This window comes from Paenibacillus sp. FSL F4-0243 (assembly GCF_037963295.1).
Lineage (GTDB): Bacteria > Bacillota > Bacilli > Paenibacillales > Paenibacillaceae > Paenibacillus_AQ.
On record NZ_CP150151.1, the window covers coordinates 3,898,464 to 3,916,594 of the forward strand.

Consider the following 18,131-nt stretch of genomic DNA (forward strand, 5'->3'; position numbering starts at 1 on the left):
CTAGACATCTGATTCAGGTAAGGTAGCTGTTATTTGTGCTACATGATCTGAATTGACTTCAGGCAGCTTCTCAGTAAGTGGCAAGATTACGGTAACTTCAGTTCCACTACCTAGCTCACTTTCCATTTCAAGCTTCCCATGGTGAAGTTCCACGATTTGTTGTGAGATGGCTAGACCTAAGCCCGTTCCCCCGTTCAACGCATCCACTTGAAAGAAACGGTCTTTCACTCTGGAGATATGTGCTTCACTAATCCCAATCCCACTATCACGAACCATGATAGCAGTCTCTGTAGCCGAAATTCTCTTCGCAGACAATTCTATACTGGACTCCTCATGTGAAAACTTCACGGCATTGTCTACCAGATTCAAGAACACTTGTTTTAGACGATTGGCATCCCCTTTAACATAGATCCCGTCTTCACATTCAAGAAGCAGGTGAATCCGTTTCTTCTCCGCCTTGGCCCAAATATTAAGTATAGTCTCCTGAAGTAACACTTTCACGTCAACAATCCCAATGGACAGCTTCATTTGGTTCTGCTGCAGCTTTGAAAAGTCTAGAATCTCCTCTACTAGACCAATCAAGCGTTCACTTTCTTTGGAAATGATGCTGACTCCAAGCTTCGTCTCCTCCGGATCATAGCCACCAGAGACCAAGGTTTCACTCCAGCCCTTGATACTAGTAAGGGGTGTCCGAAGCTCATGTGAAATGGACGAGATGAAATCATCCTTAATCTGATTACTGCGCACAATTTCCTGAGCCATATAATTCAGCGTTGAAGCCAAGTCACCAATCTCAAATTTGTAATTCCCCTTAATCCGCACATTAAATCTACCCTTAGCCATTTGGGCTGATACCGCCGTAATGTTATTGAGCGGCTTTACGATTGAATTGGCAAGTCCGAAGCTGAACACGATAACAACAGCCATAACAGCTGCACCTATTCCAATTGACAGTAACGTAAGATTAAGCAAATCGTTGTTGATACCCTCAAGTGAAGTAAGATATCTTAGAATATACGTATCACGTCCGTGAACCTGCAGCATCTTGGACACAGCCATAACACTCTCGTTAGTACCACTCTGGCGTCCTACCCAGCGGCCAATACTGCCCCCTACCGCTTCAGGGACGTCACTAGTTGTAATCGTACGATCAGGCTGAAAACCGGTTGAACTGGTAATCATGTCACCATTCATGGTCAATACTTCTAGCTCTGTATTGGGCAGCTCAAATCTATCCAGCAGTACTTGCAGCTGATTCGAGTTGTTATCGCCATCTAGCTCGTATTTATGAAAAAACGACTCTGCCGTGGTAATGTGATTTTTCATCTTGCTATATACACTGTCATAATAATACGTTCTGATGGCAAGCAGGAAGATAACTTCTACGAGGAGAAGCGCCAAAAAAACTACAAGAATGTAGTGTAGAACAATTTGTCTGCGCATCCCCTTCTTAATCATTGTACTTGGCCTTTCCATCTATATCCGTGTCCCCATACCGTTTGCAAAAATTCTGGCTCTGACGGATTATTCTCTATTTTTTGACGCAGACGACGAATATTCACATCCACAATTTTGGGATCACCCATATACTCCTTGCCCCACACATGATCCAGCAGAAGATCGCGGCTGAGCGGTGTATTTTCTTTTTCGAGGAAGAATTGAATCAACGAAAATTCCGTTGGTGTCAGTTCAATCGCTTCATTATCACGTTTAAAATGTTTGGAAATAAGATCCAAGGTAAATGGCCCTGAAACGAATGAAACTTTCGCTGACTGTTCACGATGAACGTTCACTCGGCGCAGCAAAGATTGAATTCGAGCAATCAGTTCTGTGGGGCTGAATGGCTTGCTAACATGGTCATCCGCTCCTACAGACAATGCATACACTTTATCTTGCTCTTGAACCTTGGCTGTCAGAAAAATAATACCCAAACGCTCATTGGTTTCTCTGACCCGTCTACATACTTCAAATCCATCAATACCCGGAACCATTACATCCAACAGAGCGATATCAATATCAGGGATCGTGGTTAACTTGTGAAGAGCTTCATGCCCATCCGCAGCCTCTATCACTTCGAACCCATTACGCTTCAAGTTAATGACAATAAAACTACGAATGGACTCCTCATCTTCCAGTATCAGTACTTTACTCATCTATTCCCTTCCTTTCTATAGGGGAAGCAATTTTATTGCTTCCTTCCTTTGTTGTACTTTGTTCTAACTTACCGCGGTAGGCGATGACCTTGTCTGCATCACGTGCAAGCAAATCCCAACCGTCATTTTTTACGCGATCCCATTCTGAAGGAGAAAAGAAGGAAACCTCAGCAACCGTCTCACCGGTATCTGACATGATAAACTTAAGGTTCTTATCCAGAACCGATTTCGTATCAACTGTCACCTTTCCATGCCATTCCGGAGAAAAATTAATATTGAATCGATCCGATGGATCATGATATAGCTGGGTTGCGAAGGTCAGACCTTCTTTCCCATCCCATTTATAATAGGAGGTAAAGTATGGAATTTCAGCTGGATCGAAATACTCCCATCCTTTAGGCGCCTCAAGCAATCCAATTTCAATAATGCCATCATGATCAATATCTTCACTTGCAATCCGACGATCTTTATAAGTCCGCGCATCGCCTGGTAATACCACACGCAGCTTGTTATTCTCCATAACGACAATAGAGGTATAGGCAGATTGGGAATCCACCGCAGCATCCAATACGATTCCTTCTTTATTCTCTGAGATTTTTCCTGCAACAATATTGTAATAATTATTAAAATAAGGATCGATATTATCAAGCTTATCGAGTACCTTAAAGCCATCATTGTACTGATAGACCGAAATGGTTGCAAATTCATTTCTTTTAAAGTAAACAACGGTTATGTCTTCAATTCCATCCCCATTAAGATCATCAATCATATATTTTGTATAAGGATGTGAAAGCACTTCTTCTAATGTTCCGCTGGAATAGCTATAGACGACAAGACCCTTTTCTTCACCTTGTGAATAGCCGGTAACAATTTCAAGCTTCCCATCACCCGTCATATCCTTCAAATCAACCGATTCCAGCACAGACCCGTCGCCATCGAATACAAGTTTTTTGACCCATGTGTCGCCCTGTTTCTCCAGTATCATCCCGTGAATCTGTACGGCTTCACCTGGAGTCCTATAGAACACTAGCGTCTCCATAACTCCATCCTTATTGAGATCCTCAGTAAAGATGGTACTATCATCGTCATTGGTCGGACGAATCAACGTGGAACCTGCTGGCTTAAGTGAATTAATAGCAGCCATAAGTGTTGCTTTGTCAGCAGACAATTGTGGGGATTTCATCTTAGAAACAGGATCACTGATGAAAGTACAACCCGACAGTACGGATAACGTCAGCGTTGCGGCTACAAAGCACCTAAGACTTCTCATATTCAACTTCATCACTCTTTTCCTTATCCGTGTCCTATATTTAAAGATTTGCACGTTCTTGGAACGTTAATCTACGCCCCTTTATATCATGCTTAATTCTGCCATCTTCTAGTACCCATAGACGCGTAGCAAAACGTTCCGCTAATTCAATCGGTAACACCGTTACAACCGTAAGACCGGTTTCTTTACACAGCTTCCGCAATGTTTCCAAGACACTCTCCGCGGATTTAGGATCTAATCCCGTAACCGGTTCATCCGCTAAAATCACTTTAGCACCGTGAGTCAACGCTCTAGCAATCGCTACACGCTGCCTTTCTCCGCCACTAAGTTGACTTGTCTTCATCTTCGCCTTATCCAGGAGGCCAAGGGCGTCCAGTTCATCCATTGCACCCATATAATCATCTGAACGTACCATCCCAGTGACCATTCGCCATAACGGCGTTTGTGAAGACTGGCCGATCAGTACATTTTTCAATGCAGTACGGTTAGGATTGAGCTCTGCATTCTGCTCCAGGTATGCCCACTCGCGGCGGATTTTTCTTTTACCTGTAAAGGCACTCGCCATTATATCTGTACCGTCCACTCTAAAATTCCCTCTATCCCACTTCTCACGCAGCGCTAAACAGCGCAGTAAAGTGGTCTTACCGCTACCGCTAGCTCCAAGTATTGCTACGAACTCACCCGGTTCTAATTGAAACCCTATATCCTGTAGAACTGGATTCTTATCTTCCCCAACTGCCTTGGCTAAGTGTTCAACTGTGATCATAGTTCAGCCTCTCCCTGTCTTTATCTATAATCTATAGTGTACTCTGAAAGCCAGATGAATTTCCATGCGAGCACTCGTTCTTATCTTACCTCAAATTTTTTGCCGTGGCGAGAAAAATAACCCAAGCAATCCGAAGGCGATATATAAAGCGCCCATCAAGCCGAAAATCCCCCCGCCCCAGCCGACTTGCATGAGCAAACCGCCGATCCCTGGACCTATAATACTGCCTATACTAAAATGAAAAGAAGCAACCACATTTGCAGCAGGCAGTAAATGTCGTGGTAAAATGTCCGCAGCCAGACTAAGCCCTAACGAGAAAAAGGAGCCTACAAGTCCACCAGCAATCATCAACAGCACCATAGTCACTTTGAAATGGTCACCTGCTAATGGCAGTAATGCGAAGGCAATCCCGCCTCCAATCCCAGTAAGAATCAATACCTTCTTTCGACCAAAACGGTCGCTCCACAGTCCTAGCGGGAATTGTAACAACAATCCTCCAATGCCCGCAAAAGGCAATAAGGCTGCAATTTGATCCGTGCTGAATCCGATCCGGAGGCCATACACTGGAAAATTACTGTTTAAGCTTGCTTCCATGAAACCGTATAGGAGTGCAGGAATTAAAGCGAACCACGCTAGACTGTAACAACGTCCAAACCGGCGTACCTGACTTTCTCCACTCTCAACTTTATCTGGACGTGAATCCGGAAGTAATGTAACGGCTAGTATTAGGACCAGCAAAAAAAGAAAAGCTAGAACAATAAAGGGTGTTGCCTGACCAAAGCGCAGCAGACTAATTCCAAGTGGCCCCAAGCTAAAGCCCAGACCATAGGACATCCCATACAGGGAAAGATTTCGTCCGCGATGCTCGGCAGGCGTCATTAGCAGCACCCATAGCTGGGCGGCATAATTGATAGCTGCATCACCAACACCTACAAGAAGACGTAACACAAACCATATTTTGATTCCAGGAAAAAAGGGGAATAAGAGCAAGCTTACTAAGACTAAGCTTATCCCGCCAGCAATCAATTTTTTGAATCCAATCGCTCCGAGAACTCTTTCAGCAATCAAGGTCATTCCGAATGATCCTATGTATAAAGCAGCTGCATTAAGTCCATTAAGCGAAGAGGAAACTCCTTTCTGCTCCAATAGAATGGATAATACGGGAAGCAGCATTCCTTGGCTGAGTCCAGCCGCTATAGTAGCGGTGATAAGAATCATGAAATTCATTTTGCTGTTACTTCGAATAGATAATTTTGGCCGGTCTGACACAGATGATATCCCCCTATAATTAATAACGCTAATTTGTTCTAACGCCAATTGGCAAACACCGAACATTATAGTGGACAACCCTCTTCAAAACAAGAGATAATATGAAGATGTTACGGATTTCCTGGGGGTGCATGAGACATGGAGTACGAATTAAAGATCGACGTATCGCCGGTTTATGAACTGCTGGACAGTTTTATGTTATATGTAACTAGAAAATGGATCTCCAATTTGGACATTGGTCCCCACTGGATAAGTGATGTGGAAGATCGCATTTCTCCTCATAAGGTAACAGCTTTAATGCAAGCCGCCGAGTGGCCTTTTACGGATTATGATGTGCTATATGCCTGGGTTTACATTCGAGGACCCGCAACTTCAGTGCAGCATTTCCTAGATGATCTGGATTCAGCCTCCATAGAAGAATGTTATCAGCAGATCGCTCCGCTCATTCAGGAGTTTACGATTGAAGATGCTTTTCGGATTCGGAGCAGCTATAGTCCACTTTTGCGTCTCTGGTACGAGCAATACTTCCGCCATGTGGAGCACAAAATATTACCGCTATTAATTGAAGATGCTTCTGAGAAAAAAATGCTTGAAAGCAAAATGGACCCCATTTCTCTAATTGAATACGCATCTGGCGGTGTAGTTTTCGAGGAGATCACGGATCTAAAGACGATTGTATTACTACCAACTGTTCATAATCGTCCGATTAACACCTACTGCTTCTACAAAACCATGGTGATCGTACAATATCCTGTAGATGTACCTTTAGAAGACGAAAATGAACCACCTATGGTGCTTTTGCGCATGACCAAGGCACTATCCGACCCCACCAGACTTCGATTGCTTCGCTATGTCGCACATGAACCCAAGTCGTTGTGGGAGATGCAATCTGATCTTAATCAATCCAGAGAAATGCTGATGCATCACCTTATGATTCTACGAGTAGCCGGCCTACTCCGCATCCATCTTAGAGGTGAACAAGATGAACGTTTCAGTATTCGCCCTGACGGCGCATCAGAGCTGCAAATGTTCCTAGAGTCTTATATTTATCTATAGAACACTATACAGATACAGATCCAAGGAGTGAGAGATATGAAATACATGACACAACAGGTGATTTTCGATCTAGATGATACACTGGTCCACTGCAACAAATATTTCGATCTGATTTTAGGGCAATATTTTGAGCTAATGACTGATTGGTTTAATGAATTTGGCCCAAGCACCAGTGAATTACGTGATAAACAAATAGAAATTGACGTGCACACGGTGAACACAAGTGGTCTTGCCAGCGATAATTTCCCTAAATCCCTAATCGCTACCTACCGCTATTTCTGCGCCAAATATAATCGTCCGACGGACCGTTTTCAAGAACAACAGTTACACAAGCTTGGATTAAGCGTCTATGATCAAGAAATCGAAGCTTACCCTGGCATGGTTGAAACGCTGGATACTCTGAAGCAGGATGGTCACCATTTATTCCTGTATACAGGTGGAGACGATACGATCCAACAACGTAAAATTGAGCAAATGAAGCTAGATGCTTACTTTGATGACCGGATCTATATTCGTCAACATAAAAATGTTGAGGCACTTGAAAATATTTTGACTACGCAAGGCTTTGACCGCAAACGCACCTGGATGATTGGTAACTCTTTACGTACAGATGTACTTCCGGCAGTAACCGCAGGCATTAACAGTATCTATCTGAAGCAACAGAATGAATGGAGCTATAACCTTATTGAACTGGAGCAAGAAATGCAACAAGCAGTGAAGACCATTTCCTCCATCCATGAGGTGCCTCCTGTTATTCGTACTGCTACCCTGCTGAAACTCTAGGTGCAAAGTAACCTCAGACATTGTTACAAATGACATATCTACTCTACCTCTGGGATGATTATACTATTTTTGTATAATTCCTAAATGAGGTAGGAGATGAGATATGAACAAGAAAGTGAAGTCCAACCATTCTCGAACTAACAAACAAATGCTTCCCATGCTCTTAGGTATAGTTGTTGTAATCCTTGTCGCTGTTATTGTCTTCATTCTAAATGACAAGACGGACAGTTCAGAGGGTTTACCTAACTACACTGATGTGAAGGGGAGCATTGTTGTTGATGGGCTGAAATATGAAAAGCAACCTCATCTTGGTAGTCCTGATGCCAAAATCAAAGTCATCGAATTTGCAGATTTCAAATGTCCTGCCTGCAAAAACTGGACGGAGAAATATCTGGATACGTTTGTTAAGGACTACGTGGATACCGGAAAAGTTGAGCTTTTCTTCATGAACTTTGCCTTCCTTGATCGAGATTCCTATCTTGCTGCAAGTGCAGGTGAAGCCATTTATAAGCAAAGCAACGAGAAATTCTGGGAATATCTCCATAAGCTGTACGCCAATCAAGGCGATGAAAGCAAAATATGGGCCACACAGAAGTTCATTCTAAATTTCGTCAAAGATAACATTGAAGGTATTGATTACGCACAATTCGAAACAGATCTCAAGAATCATACCTACATGTTCGACGTCAAAGAAGACTTCAAGATCGCGGGATCGTACGGGGTAAATGGTACACCAAAATTTATGGTAAACGGCACCCTGCTTCCTGACTCCTCCTATGAAGGGTTAACTGCAGCGATTGAAGCGCAGCTGGCTAAATCCGCTGAATAATTATAAGGCATGATTAAAAAGGTGTCTCCGCCATGTATCCATCATGGCTAGAGACACCTTTTTACCGTACACACATTCTTTTTGATCGACTATGATTCAATTGCTAATTCGCCCGTATCCATATTTTGAAGCACTAGCTTGCCTTCCAGAGGTGTACCGTCTTCGCTGGTAAGCTTTAGCTTGCCCGTCCGACCTTTCTCAATCAACGCCTTCACTTGTGCATCCGTGAGTGTACGACCATGATTCTCCTTCCAAATCACGAATTTACAGCCTTCCTTGTAATGAGAGCAGCCGTAGCCTTTTTTACCCATAAAAATCATTCCACCGCAGCCGGGACGCGGACAGTTTCCAATGACCTTAGGTCCTGAATTGGCAGATTCCTCTTCACTACTTTCCTTGCGCTTTCGCGGCGCCGCAGGTTTGTCGGTGGTTTTACGAGATGTACTTCCAGCACTTCGCCCTTTAGCACTTGTATTGACAGAAGGCGTCTCCCCTTCAAAAGAGGTTTTGGACGCCCGGGATTGTACTCGTACTTTGTCTACGATCATGCAGGCGAATCTTTTTACATTCTCCATAAACTGCCCGTCCGACGCCGTTCCTCTCGATATTTCGTTCAAACGACGTTCCCATTGTCCGGTCATTTCCGGTGAAGTCAACAGCTCAATACCCGCTCCACGAATCAGCTCAATGGCTGTTCGTCCTTTTTGTGTGATGGCAATTTTTTTGCCCTGCATTTCGATGTATCCGACATTCTTCAGCCGTTCTATCGTTGCTGCACGGGTAGCCGGAGTTCCAAGCCCTGAATCCTTCATAGCATCGCGAAGCTCTTCATCCTCAATCTGCTTTCCGGCACTTTCCATCGCTCGAAGCAGCGTACCTTCTGTGTAATGCTTGGGTGGCTGAGTATCTTTCTCTTTAACAATAGCTTCACTACAAACCACTTCTTCTGCCGGAGCAATAGAAAATGGTTCGTTCACTTCGATCTCTTCGTCCTCTTCGTCATCCTTGTTCTTACCCTTGGAAGTCTTCGCTTTATCCTTCTTCTGGTCCGCGTAAATGACCTTCCAGCCGAGGCTTAATAATTCCTTGACTGTGGTTTTGAACTTTTCCTCTTCTACCTCGGTCATCACCGTATGCACTTTATACTCCGCTGCCGGATAGAACTGAGACAAAAAACGCCGCACAATCAAATCATACAGCTTTCCTTCATCTGCACTAAGTCCTGATGCTTTACGATATGTAGGCAAAATCGCGTGGTGATCCTCAACCTTCGAGGGGTTGCAGATGAATTTATTCCCTTTATGAACGAGATTGCGATTCGCACCCTTCACCCACTCATCATAAGCCGTCCCTTGCAGCGCGGATAACGTCTTATGCATCTCAGGAATATTCTGTTCTGTAACATAGTTGGAGTTCGTCCGCGGATAAGAGATCACCTTATGCTTTTCATATAACGCTTGAGCAATATCAAGCGTCTTTTTTGCGGAAAAAGCGTACTTTCCATTCGCCTCACGCTGCAGCAGCGTTAAATCGTACAGCTTATTTGGATACTCTTTTGTTTCCTTAACCTCGTAAGACTCAATCCGGCCCAGTTTTCCTTTGACCTTGGCAGCTAGCGCCTCCGCCTTATCCCCGTCAGTCAGCCGATCCCCCTGCCACATGCCTTTATAGGTCATTTCATTCTGAGTAAAATGTCCCTCCACCTCAAAAAACTTTAGGGAAGAGAACGCCTCAATCGTCTTCTGTCGGTCGTAAATCAGCGCGAGTACGGGAGTTTGAACCCTACCCACGGACAGCAGCACATTATGCTTTGTAGTAAAAGCACGTGATCCGTTCATGCCGATGAGCCAATCCGCTTCACTGCGAGCTTTTGCTGCTTTCGTTAGATTCTCGTACTCCGATCCATCCTTCAACTCCTGGAATCCTTTGCGAATGGTCTCTGGCGTCAGATCCGAGATCCACAACCGCTTCACAGGATGCTCCAGCTTCAAATGTCGTTGAATGAGTGAAAAGATATGCTGCCCTTCTCGCCCGGCATCGCATGAATTCACTAGAAGATCGCTACGTTTCGCAAGATCTCCAATTACCTTGAGCTGGTCGATTGTCCGCGCATTAGGAACCAGTTTGAACTGGTCTGGAATAATGGGCAGATCATTAATATTCCACTTTTTGTATTTAACATCATAAGCATCCGGCTCGGCCAAACCGATTAGATGCCCTATTGCCCAAGTAATAATGTACTGCTCCCCTTCAAGATAGGAACGGTAATTTTTGGCCTTCGGTTCTATTGCGGCGGCGATATTCCGCCCCATATCCGGTTTCTCCGCAATAATGAGTGTCTTCAAAAACAATCGCTCCTTACCTTTTCGTTCTTAAGTCCAAAATGCGTCCAGTATTCTATTATACCATTAACCTCGGTTTTTTTTAATGGATTGGTTAGTAGGCCTAGGTAAAATTCAGACTTCCCTTTGTCTTTTCTATGAATTAGAATAGTTTGGTAAACGAGTTTTATATATCGGAGGAATCAAAACGTGTCTGAAAATCACAAATTTACAGAACCTTATAAGGACAAAAACGGTCACTATTTAAAAGCAGAATGTGAGAGCTGCTTCGGTTTGTGCTGTTCCGCACTACCTTTTTCAGCTTCAGTGGATTTTGCTATGGATAAAGCAGCTGGCCAGCCGTGCCATAACCTACAATCAGACTTTCGCTGTGGTGTACATACAGATTTAAGAACGCTTGGATTTCGTGGTTGTACTGTATATGACTGTTTTGGGGCTGGGCAAAAGCTTTCTCAGGTTACTTATACCGGTGAGGACTGGCGGAAGAATCCAAAAACTGCAAAGCAAATGTTCGAGGTATTTACGGCCATGTGGCATTTGCACGAATTGCTATGGTACTTAAATGAATCATTGAACTTAGATATAACCCATTCAATACATGTTGAGCTGCAAACAGCACTCGATGAGACGGAACAACTCACTTTACTTAACCCTGATTCTCTACAGAAGGTGAATGTTGACGCTCATCGAGCAAATATTAATCTGTTACTGCTGCAAGTCAGTGAACTTGTGCGTACTGAGGCTCGTCGTAAACTAAAAAAAGCATCGAGAACTTTCAGCCGTGGTGCTGACCTTGTCGGAGCAAATCTTAAAAATGCAGATCTCAGGGGTGCCAACCTGAGGGGAGCCTATTTGATTGCCGCTGACCTTAAAGGCGCTAATCTTAGAGGTGCAGATCTTATTGGTGCAGATTTCCGTGACACTGATCTTAGGGGCGCTGATCTATCAGAGAGCATTTTTCTAACTCAGGGTCAGATTAATGCGGCAATAGGTGATGATCTCACAAAGTTACCTCCAACACTTTCCCGCCCTGAACAATGGCATTCAGTTTGAGTTATAGAAGTTTAATTCAGCTGCGAAAAGAATTCTTGGATACGAGAAACTACTTCTAACTTTTCTAAGACTTCTTTACCCGCAGTGGCTCTTTCTAGATACTCCACCCTACCTTGTGCAGCTTCCTTACCGACTACTAGCGTTACGGGTATACCAATCAAGCTTGAGTCCTTAAATTTAACGCCAGCACGTTCATCCCTATCATCTAGCAGCGTCTCAATACCGAGCTTAGTAAGTTGATTATAAAGCTCCTCTGCAACTGCCAGTTGCTCCGAGTCCTTTATGGACATCATCAAAATATGAACCTGATAAGGTGCTAATGCAACTGGCCACATTATTCCTTGGTCATCATGATTCTGTTCTACAATTGCGGACAATAGACGCGAGATTCCAATTCCGTAACAACCCATGATCATAGGCTGACTTTTGCCTGAACGATCTAAAAAGGAAGCTCCAAGCTTCTCACTGTATTTGGTACCTAATTTAAAGACATGTCCGATTTCAATGCCTTGATGAAAATGAAGAACGCCTTCCTCGCAATGTGGACAAGCTTCTCCTTCCGCTACATTGCGAAAATCCCCCACATGCTCAAGCCCAAAATCTCTACCAGGTACAACATTACGGAAGTGATAATCTTTTTCTCCTGCTCCCGTCGTACCATCCGTCATCTCAGCAACTGCGGCATCAACTAGTACAGTTAATTGAAGTCCCACAGGCCCCACAAACCCACTCTCTACACCCGTTAAGGATTTCACAGCTTCATAGTCAGCAAGCCTGATCTCCATTGCTCCGATATATTTACTCACTTTTATCTCATTAACTTCATGATCTCCTCGAACCACTACAGCAAAGAATTGTCCGCTACCTTCGTAGATCAATGTTTTCATAATCTGCTCTGGCTGGATCTCCAACTCCTGCTCTAATTGATCAATTGTACGTAAATTTGGAGTATGGAATTTCTCTATCGCTGGTACTTCGAAATTCATTTCCTTCTTAACAGGACGCACAGCTTCTGCCTGCTCCAGATTGGCTGCGTAATCGCAAGAGGAACATACCGCAATCGTATCTTCCCCGATATCAGCCAGTGCCATAAATTCATGGCTGCCCGCTTCTCCGCCAATTGCACCAGAATCTGCATGAACAGCTCTGAACTTCAATCCACATCGCTTAAATATCCGGTGATAAGCATCGAACATTTGGTGGTATGATTTATCAAGTCCTTCTGAGCTTATGTCAAAAGAGTACGCATCCTTCATCAAGAACTCTCTTCCTCTTAGCAATCCGGAACGTGGTCGCCGTTCATCTCGAAACTTAGTCTGAATTTGATACACGGTAACAGGAAGCTTACGATAAGAGTTGATCTCATTCCGCACAAGAGAGGTTACTACTTCTTCATGCGTTGGACCGAGAATGAATTCCCGCTCATGACGATCCTTAAAAGTCATCAACTCCTTACCATAAACATCATAACGTTCTGATTCCTTCCAAAGTTCCGCAGGCTGCATGGATGGCATTAAAATCTCCTGCGTACCGGAAATATCCATCTCTTCTCTCACAATCGCTTCTATCTTTCGCAGAACCCGCCGTCCAAGTGGTAAATAGGTATACACTCCAGCAGCTAATTGACGGATATACCCCGCACGCAGCAGTAGCTGATGACTGTTCGTCTCCGCTTCCGAAGGCACCTCACGCAGTGTTGTTAATAATAATTTGCTTTGTCGCATCTTAAATACCCTCCTCAGAAATTATCTCTCTAAATGCAAAAAGACACATTCGTCAGGGACGAATGTGTCGTGATACCACCCTTATTTAACTGCCAGCTCAACATACAATCTATTCTGATTTGGCAATCCTCAAATCGGATAACGGTCGATTCCGGTAGCGGGTTAGTAGATACTATCGCTACAGCTACCAAGGCAGGATACCACTCACACGTGTTTGAGGAACCTTTCACCCGGTGGGTTCCCTCTCTGTTCTAACGCTACTTGAATCGTAGATCCTTGGTCAATGCTTTTATCATGTGAATAATGTATTTAATTTATATGATACTGATATCTACGTCAAGCATCGCTTTATTTAAAAAACCGTTTCTCCAGCAGGTAAACTGCTTTTGAAACGGCTTATTAGACAATTATTATCTTAACGTTTTAAACAAGAACGGTTGAACCCATCAGGTATTTATCCACTTCACGCGCAGCTTCGCGTCCTTCGTTGATGGCCCATACAACCAAGCTTTGACCACGTCTCATATCGCCAGCAGCAAACACTTTATCCACGTTGGTATTGAATTTACCATAACGTGCTTTCACATTGGAACGACGATCTGTCTCAAGATCAAGCTCTTGAATAATATCTTGTTCTGGCCCATCAAAACCGATGGCTATCAAAGCTAATTGAGCAGGATATACAGCTTCGGTGCCTGGAACAGGTTGATAGATCTTACGACCTGTCTCATCCACGATCCGGCGGATCTGTACAGTATGCAGTTCTTTCAAGTTACCTTCATCATCACCTACGAATTTAGTAGTCATAATGGAGAACTCACGTGGGTCATCCCCAAATATGGCTTTAGCTTCTTCTTGCGCGTAGTCTAGGCTATATACATTCGGGAATTGTGGCCAAGGGTTAGCAATCGGATCACGCTGAAGAGGTGCTTTTTCATGTGTACCAAATTGAGTGATACTGCTGCAGCCATGACGAAGTGCTGTAGCAACACAGTCAGATCCAGTATCACCGCCACCCAAGACGATCACGTCTTTACCTTCAGCAGATACATAGTTGCCATCTTCAAGATTGGAATTCAAATAGCTCTTAATCGTACCATTTAAATAGTCCATGGCGTACATAACACCCTTAAGCTCACTGCCTTCAACGTTAAAACGACGTGCCTTTGTAGCTCCACCACACAGAACAACCGCATCATACTCATCCACTAGCTGTTGAGCAGGAATATCCTTGCCAATCTCTGTATTCACTACAAAATTAATACCTTCTGCAGCTAATAAATCTACACGACGTTGAACAACTCTCTTATCGAGTTTCATAGTGGGAATGCCATATGTCAGCAGCCCGCCGATGCGGTCACTGCGTTCAAATACAGTTACTGTATGTCCAGCCTTATTAAGTTGAGCTGCTGCTGCGAGTCCAGCAGGTCCAGAGCCTACGATTGCAATCTTTTTGCCTGTACGTTTCTCTGGAGGATTAGGTACAACCCAGCCTTCTTCAAAGCCCTTATCAATAATAGCTAACTCAATGGTCTTAATGGTCACCGGCTGTCCAATTAGACCCACTGTGCAAGAGCCTTCGCAAGGAGCAGGACAAATGCTTCCAGTAAACTCAGGGAAATTATTCGTCTTATGCAGACGTTCCAGGGCTTCTTTCCAGAGTCCGCGGTACACCAAATTATTCCACTCTGGAATTAGATTATGAACTGGACAACCCGAGGTTCCTCCAGCCATATCAATTCCTGTATGACAATACGGCGTTCCGCAATCCATGCAGCGCGCTCCTTGTGTCTGAAGCTCGTCCTCGGATAAATGATGGTGGAACTCCTCCCAGTCTTTTACCCGCTGCTCAGGATCCCGATCACCTGGGAGCTGCCGTTTATACTCCATAAAACCTGTAGGTGTAGACATGTTTACGTTTCCCCCATCCGTTCTCTTCGTGTTGAAGTATAGTACATTGTAGCATATTGCGGCTTCGTAAGGTCGTGAGCAGCGCAATGAAGTACCTGCACATTCTATACCTGTAGATTATCATTTCTAATTTTAATTATAGTAGCACTCATTACTTTTGCACAGTAATGGATTAATCTACTGATTTTTTGTACTATTTCACATGTTATGTCAGAGAAAACGTTTTATTGCTATTCCGTACGTTCATAAACAAGAAAACGGTAATCATACGGATTCTTTTCATCACGAATTCCCTTCTTATTGGAAACTTCTTTCCAAACACTCCAGTCAATATCAGGAAACCGGGTATTCCCTTCAAAATCCTGTTCAATTTGCGTTAACATCAACTTGTCAGCATACGGCAACATCAGCTTATAAATTTCCGCACCGCCGATCACCATCAGCTCATCGTCTTTTCTACCCTCGCTGAGAGCTTCCTCAAGCGTGTGTACAACCTCTGCACCTTCAGGAGCATAATCAGTATCTCTAGTCATAATTAAGCTTGTTCTGCCCTTTAGAGGCTTCCCTCCGAGCGAATCCCACGTTTTGCGGCCCATAAGCATTCTCTTCCCCAGTGTTTCCGCTTTGAAATAAGCGAAATCAAGCGGTAAATGCCAAGGCATATTATTATCTTTTCCAATAACATGATTGGTGCCCATTGCCCATATTAAGCTAATACTCATGATACACGCTCCTTCCTACCTATATAGATCAAAAAATCTTGATAACCATTAATTTATACTGCGATCGGAGCTTTTATCGAAGGATGCGGATTGTACCCTTCAATGATAAGGTCTTCCAGCTCGATATCAAAAAGTGATTTCTTATTTGAATTAATAACCAATGTAGGCAATGGTCTTAAATCTCTTGATAATTGCTCTTTTACTTGATCAACATGGTTTGAATAGATATGTGCATCACTAATGCTATATACAAACTCGCCTACTTCTAGACCACACTCATGTGCTATTAAATGTGTAAGTAAGGAGTATGACGGGATATTGAAGTTAGCTCCAAGAAAAGAGTCAGCGCTGCGCTGCAGCAAGTGACAGCTTAATTTACCATTTGCAACATAGAACTGGAACATAACGTGGCAAGGTGGTAACGCTGCTTTACTCCCTTTTGCCCCAGCATTTATAACATCTTCCGGGTTCCATGCGCTTACAATTAAACGACGAGAATCAGGATTTGATTTGATCTGATGAATTACATCTTGTAATTGGTCAATGGATTCTCCCGTAGAAGATGTCCAATTTCGCCATTGCTTACCATAAACATTCCCTAGGTCACCATGCTTCGCTGCGAACGCATCATCTTCTAAGACACGATCACAAAATGCTTTCATCTCTGCTTGATAAACTTGATTGAAGTCTTCATCAATTAAACAACGATTCCCGAAATCAGTCATATCTGGACCTGTATATTCGTCTGATTCAACCCATCTTTTGAAAGCCCATTCATCCCAAATATGATTATTATTTTTCAATAAATAACGGATGTTTGTGTCGCCTTTAATAAACCATAATAATTCACTTGCGATTAAACGGAACGGCGTCCGTTTTGTTGTAAATAATGGGAAGCCTTTTGATAAATCAAATCGCATTTGATAACCAAATACACTAATAGTACCCGTTCCGGTACGATCTTCTTTTTTTACACCATTATCTAAAATATATTGTAAAAAATTCAAATAGGTTTGTTCTAACTCATTATTCAATTTAATGCACCTCCGTAATATTTCACCTCATATATTATATCTGAAAAATCCGAATTTTGTAGAAGGTAAGATATTTTTAAAATTTATTTAATAATCTGAGGAATTCACTACTCCGATATCCTTAACTCTACTCTAACCCCATAGGCACGAAGTGAGGCTTGTCCACCTACAGGGAAAGTAATCATTGGGGAGGTATGTCCAAAGTCCACGTCTGCAATGACAGGAATGTCTGATAGCTCTTCTTTTGAAGTTATGATTTTGATCAACAGTTCTTTAGTCATACGTGATCCTTGTTGGAATCTGCCAATAACCAATCCTTTAACATGCTGAAAATCTGGTTGATGAATCAGCGATTGTAAATCCCGATCAAAGGTTGCAGGCGATGACTCATAATCATCCTCAAGAAATAATATCGAATTTTTTAAACTTGGCATATACTCCGTTCCCTGCAAAAGATTTAATGTACACAGGTTCCCACCGATAATTGTCCCTTTCGCTTCTCCATCATTGATAATGAACGGACCTTCATTTCTGATAAATACACGGTTCTCCTGGTCCAGATACCACTCATCATCACTCCAATGCTTCGAAGGCCTCACCACTATTTCTTTGTTGTCCATCATCAGCTTACGGAAATATTCGGTGGTATATTCATTGTCGTGAAGCATTGCGAAGCTAGAAAAATGTGGTCCGGAATATGTAACTAATCCTGTTTTAGCATAGATTGCATTACTTAAAGCAGTAATATCCGAATACCCGCATAATCGTTTAGGATGCTCTGCAATGATGGAATAGTCGATATAACGTAGCAGTTGATTGCTATTAAAGCCTCCAATGGTCGTAAGAATCCCTTTAACATTCGGATCTAAAAAAGCTTCGTGCAAATCCTCTATTCTAGAATCGATCGATGAGGAAACAAAATCATCCTTCTCAAAAGAATTTACGGAAAATGATATCCGAAAGCCTAATTTTTGCAGCTGTTCTTTGGCAATTTTCCTTTGTTCAGCAGCGATTAACGACAGACTTCTGGCAGGTGAAATGATTCGCAACTCATCACCAGGCTTTAACTTATTGGGTTTCATCATTTGTCCTCCCTATATAAGTTTTTAAAATACGGATGAATGATTTTATAGTGTATTCGCTCAAATTGTTTCATCTCCTCCCATTATATCTTTTTTCAAAAAAGTGGAAAACTCAAAAAGGCGAAACGCAAATGCGT

At 43.0% G+C, this 18,131-nt stretch carries 15 protein-coding genes; 4 read left to right on the top strand and 11 right to left on the bottom strand.

Annotation, left to right across the window (positions count from 1 at the left end):
* The 5 genes from NSS87_RS17190 to NSS87_RS17210 form a co-directional block, all read right to left on the bottom strand.
* Nucleotides 1-1,458: a HAMP domain-containing sensor histidine kinase gene (locus NSS87_RS17190; RefSeq protein WP_042188776.1), complete on the bottom strand. Its 1,458-nt coding sequence runs from the start codon at nt 1,456-1,458 to the stop codon at nt 1-3.
* A complete protein-coding gene (locus NSS87_RS17195; protein WP_042128265.1) occupies nt 1,455-2,153 on the bottom strand; it encodes a response regulator transcription factor in 699 nt (232 codons plus the stop codon). The genes NSS87_RS17190 and NSS87_RS17195 overlap by 4 nt, the downstream gene beginning before the upstream one ends.
* Nucleotides 2,146-3,435, bottom strand: coding sequence for a hypothetical protein (locus tag NSS87_RS17200; RefSeq protein WP_231573283.1), 1,290 nt, complete (start codon nt 3,433-3,435; stop codon nt 2,146-2,148). Before NSS87_RS17200 ends, NSS87_RS17195 begins: the two co-directional genes overlap by 8 nt.
* Before the next feature lie 28 nt (nt 3,436-3,463).
* Nucleotides 3,464-4,189 (bottom strand): ATP-binding cassette domain-containing protein, encoded by a 726-nt coding sequence (locus NSS87_RS17205; protein WP_076283562.1) that lies wholly within the window; start codon nt 4,187-4,189, stop codon nt 3,464-3,466.
* Between the two features lie 90 nt (nt 4,190-4,279).
* Nucleotides 4,280-5,434, bottom strand: a complete 1,155-nt coding sequence (locus NSS87_RS17210) for an MFS transporter (protein ID WP_339248605.1) — start codon at nt 5,432-5,434, stop codon at nt 4,280-4,282.
* Between the two features lie 162 nt (nt 5,435-5,596).
* On the opposite strand from NSS87_RS17210, the gene NSS87_RS17215 reads away from it, so the two are divergent.
* From NSS87_RS17215 to NSS87_RS17225, 3 genes are all read left to right on the top strand, one after another.
* Nucleotides 5,597-6,514 (top strand): helix-turn-helix domain-containing protein, encoded by a 918-nt coding sequence (locus NSS87_RS17215; protein WP_076283561.1) that lies wholly within the window; start codon nt 5,597-5,599, stop codon nt 6,512-6,514.
* 36 nt (nt 6,515-6,550) lie between these two features.
* Nucleotides 6,551-7,297, top strand: coding sequence for an HAD family hydrolase (locus NSS87_RS17220; protein ID WP_339241573.1), 747 nt, complete (start codon nt 6,551-6,553; stop codon nt 7,295-7,297).
* Nucleotides 7,298-7,400: 103 nt separating this feature from the next.
* Nucleotides 7,401-8,126 carry a DsbA family protein gene (locus NSS87_RS17225; RefSeq protein WP_339241575.1) on the top strand — a complete coding sequence of 242 codons (726 nt, stop codon included), beginning with the start codon at nt 7,401-7,403 and terminating at the stop codon, nt 8,124-8,126.
* Nucleotides 8,127-8,215: 89 nt separating this feature from the next.
* On the opposite strand, the gene NSS87_RS17230 is transcribed toward NSS87_RS17225, so the two are convergent.
* On the bottom strand, nt 8,216-10,471 hold the full coding sequence (locus tag NSS87_RS17230) for a DNA topoisomerase 3 (protein WP_339241577.1): 2,256 nt from the start codon (nt 10,469-10,471) through the stop codon (nt 8,216-8,218).
* Between the two features lie 186 nt (nt 10,472-10,657).
* Between NSS87_RS17230 and NSS87_RS17235 the strand changes: the two genes are divergently transcribed.
* Nucleotides 10,658-11,521 carry a pentapeptide repeat-containing protein gene (locus NSS87_RS17235; RefSeq protein WP_339241578.1) on the top strand — a complete coding sequence of 288 codons (864 nt, stop codon included), beginning with the start codon at nt 10,658-10,660 and terminating at the stop codon, nt 11,519-11,521.
* Nucleotides 11,522-11,532: 11 nt separating this feature from the next.
* Here the strand turns inward: NSS87_RS17235 and NSS87_RS17240 are convergent, their stop codons facing one another.
* The 5 genes from NSS87_RS17240 to NSS87_RS17260 all read right to left on the bottom strand — a co-directional run bounded on the left by NSS87_RS17240 (nt 11,533) and on the right by NSS87_RS17260 (nt 17,994).
* Nucleotides 11,533-13,245, bottom strand: a complete 1,713-nt coding sequence (locus NSS87_RS17240) for a proline--tRNA ligase (protein WP_339241580.1) — start codon at nt 13,243-13,245, stop codon at nt 11,533-11,535.
* A 423-nt stretch (nt 13,246-13,668) separates the two neighbouring features.
* Nucleotides 13,669-15,156, bottom strand: a complete 1,488-nt coding sequence (locus NSS87_RS17245; protein WP_042188798.1) for a glutamate synthase subunit beta — start codon at nt 15,154-15,156, stop codon at nt 13,669-13,671.
* A gap of 230 nt (nt 15,157-15,386) precedes the next feature.
* Nucleotides 15,387-15,878, bottom strand: a complete 492-nt coding sequence (locus NSS87_RS17250; RefSeq protein WP_339241583.1) for a dihydrofolate reductase — start codon at nt 15,876-15,878, stop codon at nt 15,387-15,389.
* A 53-nt stretch (nt 15,879-15,931) separates the two neighbouring features.
* Entirely contained in the window at nt 15,932-16,912 is a 981-nt protein-coding gene (locus NSS87_RS17255) for a thymidylate synthase (protein WP_339241585.1), read from the bottom strand.
* Nucleotides 16,913-17,019: 107 nt separating this feature from the next.
* Nucleotides 17,020-17,994 carry a S66 peptidase family protein gene (locus NSS87_RS17260; RefSeq protein WP_042188804.1) on the bottom strand — a complete coding sequence of 325 codons (975 nt, stop codon included), beginning with the start codon at nt 17,992-17,994 and terminating at the stop codon, nt 17,020-17,022.
* Between the last annotated feature and the right edge of the window lie 137 nt (nt 17,995-18,131).